Genomic DNA, 7,227 nt, shown 5'->3' with positions numbered 1-7,227 from the left:
AATGATTGTCCTTTTCTTGCCATAAAAAAATCCCCTCCAGATAAAACAGTATTGAGTCCATCATATCAGATGGACTCTTTTTTTACTGTCTACCTATAGGGGATAATACCAGGAAGCACGGTCTTTCTTTTTGCTTTTTTTGCCTTCAATGACAGTTAAATGAGACTGTTTTCTTTTTCGTTTCAAAGTGGAAGAATTCCCTTTTTTACTTTTGTCATTAGAAGTATTTGACTTAAAGAAAGAATTGCCTAGGGGTGCTACATTTTGTTTCCCATGTTTGCGGTTCGATTGTTTTGCCGCACGCTTATATGAGCTTTGTGAATTTGCAGAACCACTGGAATTTGTAAACATCTTGTATAGCAAGTAAAAGATACCAACAACAAGTAACATGTACCCGATATTTCTTAATACACCCATGGGATTTGTAATAACAGATGAAACAAGGCCGAATATTGCCAATCCGATAATAAGCACAAATATAGCGAAAGTAAACGAACGACCGTTCATAAGGGACACCTCCTAAAAACGTATATTAAAATTAGTATATTAACGATGAGGAAAGGAGTTGAACACCATTTTTAAATAATTATTGTTTGTTCTCTAAACGTAATAATTCTTCAAACGATGCAATTGCTACTTCCACTTGATCATCTGTTGGTTCTTTCGTTGTTAATAGTTGTAGCCATAATCCAGGATATCCAAGTACGCGTAATACGGGAATATCTCGTAATCGATTTGTGAATTGTAGTACTTCAAAAGAAATACCAAGTACAACTGGAATTAATAAAATTCGGTTTATAACTCGTGCCCAAAGAGGATCTGTAGGGACTAGGAAATAAACGAACATTCCAATAATGACTGTAAATATAATAAAGCTACTGCCACATCTATAATGGAGACGAGTTTGCTTTTGAACGTTTTCTACAGTCAGAGGAAGGTTATTCTCGTAAGCATTGATTACCTTATGCTCTGCACCGTGATACTGAAATACCCGCTTAATAAGTGGGGTTAAAGAAATAAAGTATATATAGCTCAATAATAGCATGAGCTTAATGACACTTTCGACAATGATTTGCCCAGTATGAGACGGGAAAATCGGTCTTGTTAATTCAGCTAATAGTGCAGGAACTGCTGTGAAAATGACTTTACCGAATATAAAAGATAAAACGCCAACAGCTGCAACTCCTAATACCATCGTTAATTTTGATTGTTCTTCTTTTTTATTTGCAATTTGTTCATCATCTTCTGGGTGGACGTCAAATCGTTCTGAAGCGAAGTTTAAATGCTTTGCTCCATTCGCACTTGCATCCACAATAGCGGCAATCCCTCGTAAAAATGGAATTTTTTTAGGGTAGATAGTACTTTATTACGAACGCGTGGTAATCGATAAAATTCAATCGATTTATCTTTACGACGAACCGCTGTAACAGTATATTCTCTACCGCCAAACATAACTCCTTCTATGACCGCTTGCCCGCCATATATTTGTTTTGACTCTTCTGCCATGTTAACACCAACCTGTATTTGTTTCTCTCTTATGTAGAAAAAGAGGCAATTGTCATACTGGGTTCTGTCGTTTTGAAATAAGACAATCACCGAGTTTCCTTTATTTTATCGGCAAATACAAGTAGATGACAAGGGAAAATGTTATGAGAGTCGGACATTTCTTATTCTTTTTATAGACAAATTTCGCAGGATTTAAACATGCTTCAAAATAGTTTCGGGCATACTATTGAGCGGAGGTGTCGATGTGAGTCAAGAACAATTAGGAACAAGGAATTTTGTGCAGATTGGTTTGTTTGGTGGAATCTTTTGGGGCGGGATATGGTATTTCCTTCATATATTTTCATTCACGGAGGCGGGCCCGAATTATTTCCTTTTACCATTTGCGTTTGGAAGTTGGAAAGAGGGTGTATGGGGCAATGTGTTCGGAATAGTGTGTATGGGACTTCTTTCAATTTTGATTGCCTTTTTGTATAAAGCATTTTTTGCAAAGTTTGAAGGGATTATAGCGGGAATTATTTATGGGCTATTTTGGTGGGCGCTACTGTTTTTGGGGATGGGTTTAATGGCTCCTGTTATTAAAAGTGCGCTCCATTTACCAAAAGAGACAATTGTGACGACAATATGTATTTTTATATTGTATGGTGTGTTTATAGCATATTCTGTTTCTTACGCAGTAAATAGCAATAAAGCAGAACAAGAAGGGTAAGAGAAGACGAACTATTCAAATAAGTAACTCCTATGTTAAAATATTGTATAGATATTTAATATTAAGGAGTTTTAAGAATATGAAAAAGTTACTCCTCGTAAACGGTCCTAACCTAAATCGCCTCGGTGTTCGTGAGGTAAATGTATATGGAAAGGGCACGCTAACGACACTTGAAGCAGATATGAAGCAAGAAGCAGAAACAATGGGAGTGGAGTTAGAATGTTTCCAATCGAATCATGAAGGTGCCATTATCGACATTATTCATGAAGCGGAAGATATATATGAAGGGATCATTTTAAATCCGGGAGCATTTACGCATTATAGCTATGCGATTCGTGATGCCATTGCGAGCATTTCGATTCCTGTTATTGAAGTACATATTTCTAACATTCATCAGCGTGAATCGTTCCGTCATGAATCTGTGACGGCAGCTGTTTGTGCAGGTCAAATTGTAGGATTTGGTTTTTATGGCTATAAGTTAGCGTTATTTGCATTAATGGAGAAATTGAGGGAGGCATAAAGTAATGGAGAAAATTGAAAGATTACGAAGTGCATTTGATGAGGCTGGTATTGACGGTATTTTGTTAACAAATGAACATAGTCGTAGATATATGGCTAACTTCACAGGAACAGCAGGCGTTGTTCTTATTTCAAAAGATCGTGCTCAATTTATTACAGATTTCCGTTACGTCGAGCAGGCAAGTAAACAAGCGGTTGGATATGAGGTTGTACAGCACGCAGGATTGATCATTGATGAAGTGGCAAAGCAAGTGAAAGAGCTTGGAATTCAAAAACTTGGTTTTGAGCAAGATACTCTTACATATAGTTCTTATTCAGTGCATAAGGAAGCGATTGATGCTGAATTTATCCCGACTTCTGGACTTGTAGAAAAGTTACGCTTGATAAAGACTGATTCAGAGATTAAGATATTAAAGGAAGCTGCACAGATTGCAGATGCTGCCTTTGAGCATATTCTATCATTCATTCGCCCGGGAGTATCTGAAATTGAAGTGTCAAATGAACTTGAATTTTTCATGAGAAAACAAGGAGCAACATCTTCTTCGTTTGATATTATCGTTGCTTCAGGTCTTCGTTCGGCATTACCGCACGGCGTGGCATCTGAAAAAGTGATAGAAACAGGAGATTTCGTTACATTAGACTTCGGCGCTTATTACAAAGGATATTGCTCTGATATTACTCGTACGATTGCAGTCGGTGAACCATCTGATAAATTAAAAGAAATTTATAATATCGTTTTAGAAGCACAACTACGTGGTGTGAACGGTATTAAAGCTGGTTTAACAGGTCGCGAGGCTGATGCGCTAACGCGTGACTACATAACGGAAAAAGGATATGGTGAATACTTTGGACACTCTACTGGTCATGGAATAGGTCTTGAAATCCATGAAGCACCAGGTTTAGCGTTCCGTTCTCATACAGTACTTGAACCAGGTATGGCTGTAACAGTAGAACCAGGTATTTATATTCCAGGTATTGGCGGCGTACGTATTGAAGATGATATCATTGTGACAAGTGAAGGTAATGAAGTAATTACGAAATCACCAAAAGAACTTATTATTTTGTAATACACAGGAGGATTTTTTTACATGATTTCAGTAAACGATTTTCGTACAGGTTTAACAATTTCAGTGGACAATGCCCTTTGGCAAGTACTTGATTTCCAACACGTAAAGCCAGGTAAAGGTGCTGCATTCGTTCGTTCTAAACTACGTAATCTTCGCACAGGTTCTGTTCAAGAGAAAACATTCCGTGCAGGTGAGAAAGTAGAAAAAGCACACATCGAAAACCGTCGTATGCAATACTTATACGCAAGCGGTGAGGCTCACGTATTTATGGATAACGGAACTTATGAGCAAATCGAACTTGGTGAAAAACAAATCGAGCGCGAGCTTAAATTCCTAAAAGAAAACATGGAAGTAGCAATCATGACTTACCAAGGCGAAGTACTTGGTGTTGAACTTCCAAACACAGTTGAATTACAAGTTACAGAAACAGAGCCTGGTATTAAAGGTGATACTGCTTCTAACGTAACAAAACCAGCTACATTAGAAACTGGTCTTGTTGTACAAGTACCAATCTTCATTAACGAAGGCGAAATGCTTATCATCAACACTGGTGAAGGTAAATACGTTTCTCGTGCATAGTAAAAAAGCACTCGTGATAATTCACGAGTGCTTTTTTTATAGGAAATAGGGTAGATAGTAAATAGCTGTTATTATAAAACTGACTAAAACAAGTGAAAGAGTACCCATAATAGATGGAGTCAAAACAATTTGAAATGGTTTTATTTCGCCAGTTAATGTTTTACTTATTGCGTGATCTGTAATGTTATTTCTATGGTTACTCATAATAATTAACCACATAATTGCAAATATTGCTAAACTACCAAGGAAAAAGGTCTCTATAAATGACCAACCGACCAATAATGAAAAAAGATAAATAAGAGCTAATTCTACTACAACGGTTAAACTAACTTTCAATGCCTTCATATTTTTCCCCCTCATTCTGTAATTTCAACCAGTTTAAAAAATTTTCACGTGACACGACATGCAGAGAGCAAGGTGACTTTACTTCTTTCTCTAGTGCAGCGTGTTCGTCTGGAAACTTGTTTTCCACATGCAATGAAATATAAGGTAGTTTTTCTTGTGCTTTTAAAGAGCGGATATTATTCGTTTTAGCACCAGCAAATACGTAGGAAAGTTGTAAGTCTAAAAAGGCGATTTTAAAGATTTCTTTTTTAGCAGCCTCGTTATAGCCTTTTCCCCAGTACGGATAGCCGAGCCAACTACCAATGTGAGATTGCTTTTTCTCATTATTAATATGTTTAAGTGTGGTGAGGCCAATTATTTCATTTTCTTCATTCACAATCATTCTCGATAAGGATTTCTTTTGACGCTCTTCTTCTATTGCGAAAAGAAGAAATGTTTTCGTGTCTTCGATATTTTCTACCGTTATCCCCAATGCATTTTTTATATGTGGATCACTTGATAGCTCGAAAATCACATTTGTATAGCATAAATCTAGTGGTAATAAAGTGACGTGCTGCATGGTTTAAACCTCTTTTAAACTAAATGTACCATAATATACCATGAAATAATATGAATATTCAGATTGTAATTCAGACTTTAGAGAAAAATTATGTTTTTACTTCTGAAATAGACAACCTCTGCATATGGTTGTACAAATATATTCTTTTTTAGAATACGAAGTTAGTAACTGTTACGGGAGAAGGTGGAAGAATGAAACAGTGGCTAGCGGCAATGGAAACATCCGTGCTTGTTATGGGGGCACTTCGATTATTTTCAGGTAGTGCGGAGATATTTGCTGCTTTGCTTATGCTTTATGTGAATGATGCGAAGAAAGCGTTGTTTATAAATGGTATGTTGGCGTTTGTTGGACCTACCGTATTAATTTTAACAATGACAATTGGGATAGCGAGTGTAGCAAGTGAAATTTCTTTCTTGAAGCTCTTTTTTCTAGCGCTTGGAATTTGCTGTATTTTTATCGCATTACTGAAATAGTAAGTCGAGTATAGTGGGGAGAAGCCGATGAAAGAGGTATTAGAAGTTTTACCAAAAACGATGAAGTACTTAATTGAAGAATGTAAGCAATACGATGCTTTAGAGGAAATTCGCGTTCGAATTGGAAGGCCGCTAGAGTGTATTGCACACGGAAAGGTGTTTTTTTATGACTATATCACTACTGCAGAGGATGCTATTTACTTATTGAATAAGTTAAGTCAATTCTCAATTTATACGATGGAAGAGGAATTAAAACGTGGGTATGTGACGCTTCACGGAGGGCATAGAATCGGGTTAGCAGGAAAAGTCATTACAGAAAAAAGCGCAGTGAAAATGATTCGTGATGTCTCTTCCTTTAATATTCGTATTGCTCGTCAAAAAATAGGGATTGCTGAACCGCTTTTGCCATATTTGTATGAAAAAAGGTGGTTAAACACGATGGTAATTGGCCCTCCCCAAACGGGAAAAACGACACTCTTAAGAGATGTAGCACGTTGCATGAGTCAAGGGGTAAGTGCTTCGGAAATTCCTTCCTGTAAAGTGGGGATCGTTGATGAACGGTCAGAAATTGCTGGTTGTGTGAAAGGGATCCCGCAATATGATTTTGGTACCCGAGTCGATGTGTTAGACGCATGTCCAAAGGCAGAAGGAATGATGATGATGATTCGTTCTATGAGTCCTGATATTTTGATCGTAGATGAAATTGGCCGTAAAGAAGATAGTGAAGCAATTATGGAGGCAGTGCATGCAGGTGTCCAGCTTTTTATAAGCGCACACGGATTTTCCTATGAGGATGTTGTGAGACGTCCATCGCTCAAGGCAGTGCTAGAGCTTGGTATATTTGATAGGTTTGTGGAGTTGTCAAAAGCGAGGGGTCCAGGAACGGTTATGCAGGTGAAAGATAAATATGGAAAACCAGTGTTATCAAATAGAAAGGCTGAGGGCGTATGGTGAAAATATTTGGTGCAGTGTTAATCGTTGCGGTCAGCACCTTTTTCGGGTTTTCGTACGCTAAAAGATACAGTGAGAGACCGAGGCAACTTAGGTTATTAAAATCAGCACTTCAATCATTAGAGGCAGAAATTATGTATGGACACACACCTTTATCTGAGGCTGCCGAGCGATTAGTTAAACAAATGCCAAAGCCATTAAATTGGATATTTCAAAGTTTCGCTAAAAAACTAGAAAGTGGAGAACAAACAGTAAGGGAAGCTTGGATAGATAGTTTGAAAGAGAATTGGAAGTTGACGGCTTTTCAACAAACCGAGTATGAAATACTGCAGCAATTTGGTGAAACGCTCGGGCAACATGATCGTGAATCACAACAAAAACATATTCGCTTATGTATTACACATTTGGAGAGAGAAGAAGAGGAAGCGAAAGCTTTACAACTGCAATACGAAAAAATGATTAAGAGCTTAGGGGTACTAGCAGGGCTACTTATTGTAATTTTACTGCTATAGGGGGGAGAAA

General features: G+C 37.5%; 10 protein-coding genes and 1 pseudogene. 7 read left to right on the top strand and 4 right to left on the bottom strand.

What is annotated here, in order from left to right; translation table 11 throughout:
- Window positions 1-93: 93 nt before the first annotated feature.
- Window positions 94-507, bottom strand: a complete 414-nt coding sequence (locus ACS2CR_RS26150) for an SA1362 family protein (protein WP_438906085.1) — start codon at window positions 505-507, stop codon at window positions 94-96.
- 79 nt (window positions 508-586) lie between these two features.
- A pseudogene (locus ACS2CR_RS26145) lies at window positions 587-1,506 on the bottom strand (DUF1385 domain-containing protein).
- 244 nt (window positions 1,507-1,750) lie between these two features.
- On the opposite strand from ACS2CR_RS26145, the gene ACS2CR_RS26140 reads away from it, so the two are divergent.
- The 4 genes from ACS2CR_RS26140 to efp all read left to right on the top strand — a co-directional run bounded on the left by ACS2CR_RS26140 (window position 1,751) and on the right by efp (window position 4,377).
- The gene (locus tag ACS2CR_RS26140; protein ID WP_000076880.1) at window positions 1,751-2,212 is read left to right on the top strand and encodes a YqhR family membrane protein; all 462 of its coding nucleotides are present in this window, start codon (window positions 1,751-1,753) and stop codon (window positions 2,210-2,212) included.
- Between the two features lie 79 nt (window positions 2,213-2,291).
- Window positions 2,292-2,732, top strand: coding sequence for a type II 3-dehydroquinate dehydratase (gene aroQ / locus ACS2CR_RS26135; RefSeq protein WP_000735147.1), 441 nt, complete (start codon window positions 2,292-2,294; stop codon window positions 2,730-2,732).
- A 4-nt stretch (window positions 2,733-2,736) separates the two neighbouring features.
- Complete coding sequence (gene pepQ, locus ACS2CR_RS26130; protein ID WP_000411041.1) at window positions 2,737-3,798, top strand: Xaa-Pro dipeptidase; 1,062 nt, start codon at window positions 2,737-2,739, stop codon at window positions 3,796-3,798.
- Window positions 3,799-3,819: 21 nt separating this feature from the next.
- Window positions 3,820-4,377 carry an elongation factor P gene (gene efp, locus ACS2CR_RS26125; protein WP_000626516.1) on the top strand — a complete coding sequence of 186 codons (558 nt, stop codon included), beginning with the start codon at window positions 3,820-3,822 and terminating at the stop codon, window positions 4,375-4,377.
- Between the two features lie 36 nt (window positions 4,378-4,413).
- On the opposite strand, the gene ACS2CR_RS26120 is transcribed toward efp, so the two are convergent.
- Together ACS2CR_RS26120 and ACS2CR_RS26115 are read right to left on the bottom strand one after the other, a co-directional pair.
- Window positions 4,414-4,722, bottom strand: a complete 309-nt coding sequence (locus tag ACS2CR_RS26120) for a hypothetical protein (RefSeq protein ID WP_098595862.1) — start codon at window positions 4,720-4,722, stop codon at window positions 4,414-4,416.
- Window positions 4,703-5,281: a GNAT family N-acetyltransferase gene (locus ACS2CR_RS26115; protein WP_001164991.1), complete on the bottom strand. Its 579-nt coding sequence runs from the start codon at window positions 5,279-5,281 to the stop codon at window positions 4,703-4,705. The genes ACS2CR_RS26120 and ACS2CR_RS26115 overlap by 20 nt, the downstream gene beginning before the upstream one ends.
- Before the next feature lie 191 nt (window positions 5,282-5,472).
- Here ACS2CR_RS26115 and ACS2CR_RS26110 point away from each other — a divergent pair, with 191 nt between their 5' ends.
- The 3 genes from ACS2CR_RS26110 to spoIIIAB are packed head-to-tail and all read left to right on the top strand — an operon-like array spanning window position 5,473 to window position 7,217.
- Complete coding sequence (locus ACS2CR_RS26110) at window positions 5,473-5,754, top strand: YqhV family protein (RefSeq protein ID WP_000816050.1); 282 nt, start codon at window positions 5,473-5,475, stop codon at window positions 5,752-5,754.
- A 27-nt stretch (window positions 5,755-5,781) separates the two neighbouring features.
- Window positions 5,782-6,708 (top strand): stage III sporulation protein AA, encoded by a 927-nt coding sequence (spoIIIAA, locus tag ACS2CR_RS26105; RefSeq protein ID WP_153602554.1) that lies wholly within the window; start codon window positions 5,782-5,784, stop codon window positions 6,706-6,708.
- A complete protein-coding gene (gene spoIIIAB, locus ACS2CR_RS26100) occupies window positions 6,702-7,217 on the top strand; it encodes a stage III sporulation protein SpoIIIAB (protein WP_000238702.1) in 516 nt (171 codons plus the stop codon). The genes spoIIIAA and spoIIIAB overlap by 7 nt, the downstream gene beginning before the upstream one ends.
- The last annotated feature ends 10 nt before the right edge of the window (window positions 7,218-7,227 follow it).

Source organism: Bacillus cereus group sp. BceL291 (assembly GCF_051776705.1).
Taxonomy (GTDB): Bacteria; Bacillota; Bacilli; order Bacillales; family Bacillaceae_G; genus Bacillus_A; species Bacillus_A cereus.
The sequence above is the reverse complement of the archived record's forward strand: the minus strand, read 5'-3'. Positions and strand labels throughout refer to the sequence as shown.

Bases quoted from the DNA above. Each gene is read 5' to 3' on its own strand.
- ACS2CR_RS26150 (WP_438906085.1), bottom strand. From the start codon at position 507: ATGAACGGTCGTTCGTTTACTTTCGCTATATTTGTGCTTATTATCGGA.
- pepQ (WP_000411041.1), top strand. From the start codon at position 2,737: ATGGAGAAAATTGAAAGATTACGAAGTGCATTTGATGAGGCTGGTATT.
- spoIIIAB (WP_000238702.1), top strand. From the start codon at position 6,702: ATGGTGAAAATATTTGGTGCAGTGTTAATCGTTGCGGTCAGCACCTTT.
- spoIIIAA (WP_153602554.1), top strand. From the start codon at position 5,782: ATGAAAGAGGTATTAGAAGTTTTACCAAAAACGATGAAGTACTTAATT.
- efp (WP_000626516.1), top strand. From the start codon at position 3,820: ATGATTTCAGTAAACGATTTTCGTACAGGTTTAACAATTTCAGTGGAC.
- aroQ (WP_000735147.1), top strand. From the start codon at position 2,292: ATGAAAAAGTTACTCCTCGTAAACGGTCCTAACCTAAATCGCCTCGGT.
- ACS2CR_RS26110 (WP_000816050.1), top strand. From the start codon at position 5,473: ATGAAACAGTGGCTAGCGGCAATGGAAACATCCGTGCTTGTTATGGGG.
- ACS2CR_RS26115 (WP_001164991.1), bottom strand. From the start codon at position 5,281: ATGCAGCACGTCACTTTATTACCACTAGATTTATGCTATACAAATGTG.
- ACS2CR_RS26120 (WP_098595862.1), bottom strand. From the start codon at position 4,722: ATGAAGGCATTGAAAGTTAGTTTAACCGTTGTAGTAGAATTAGCTCTT.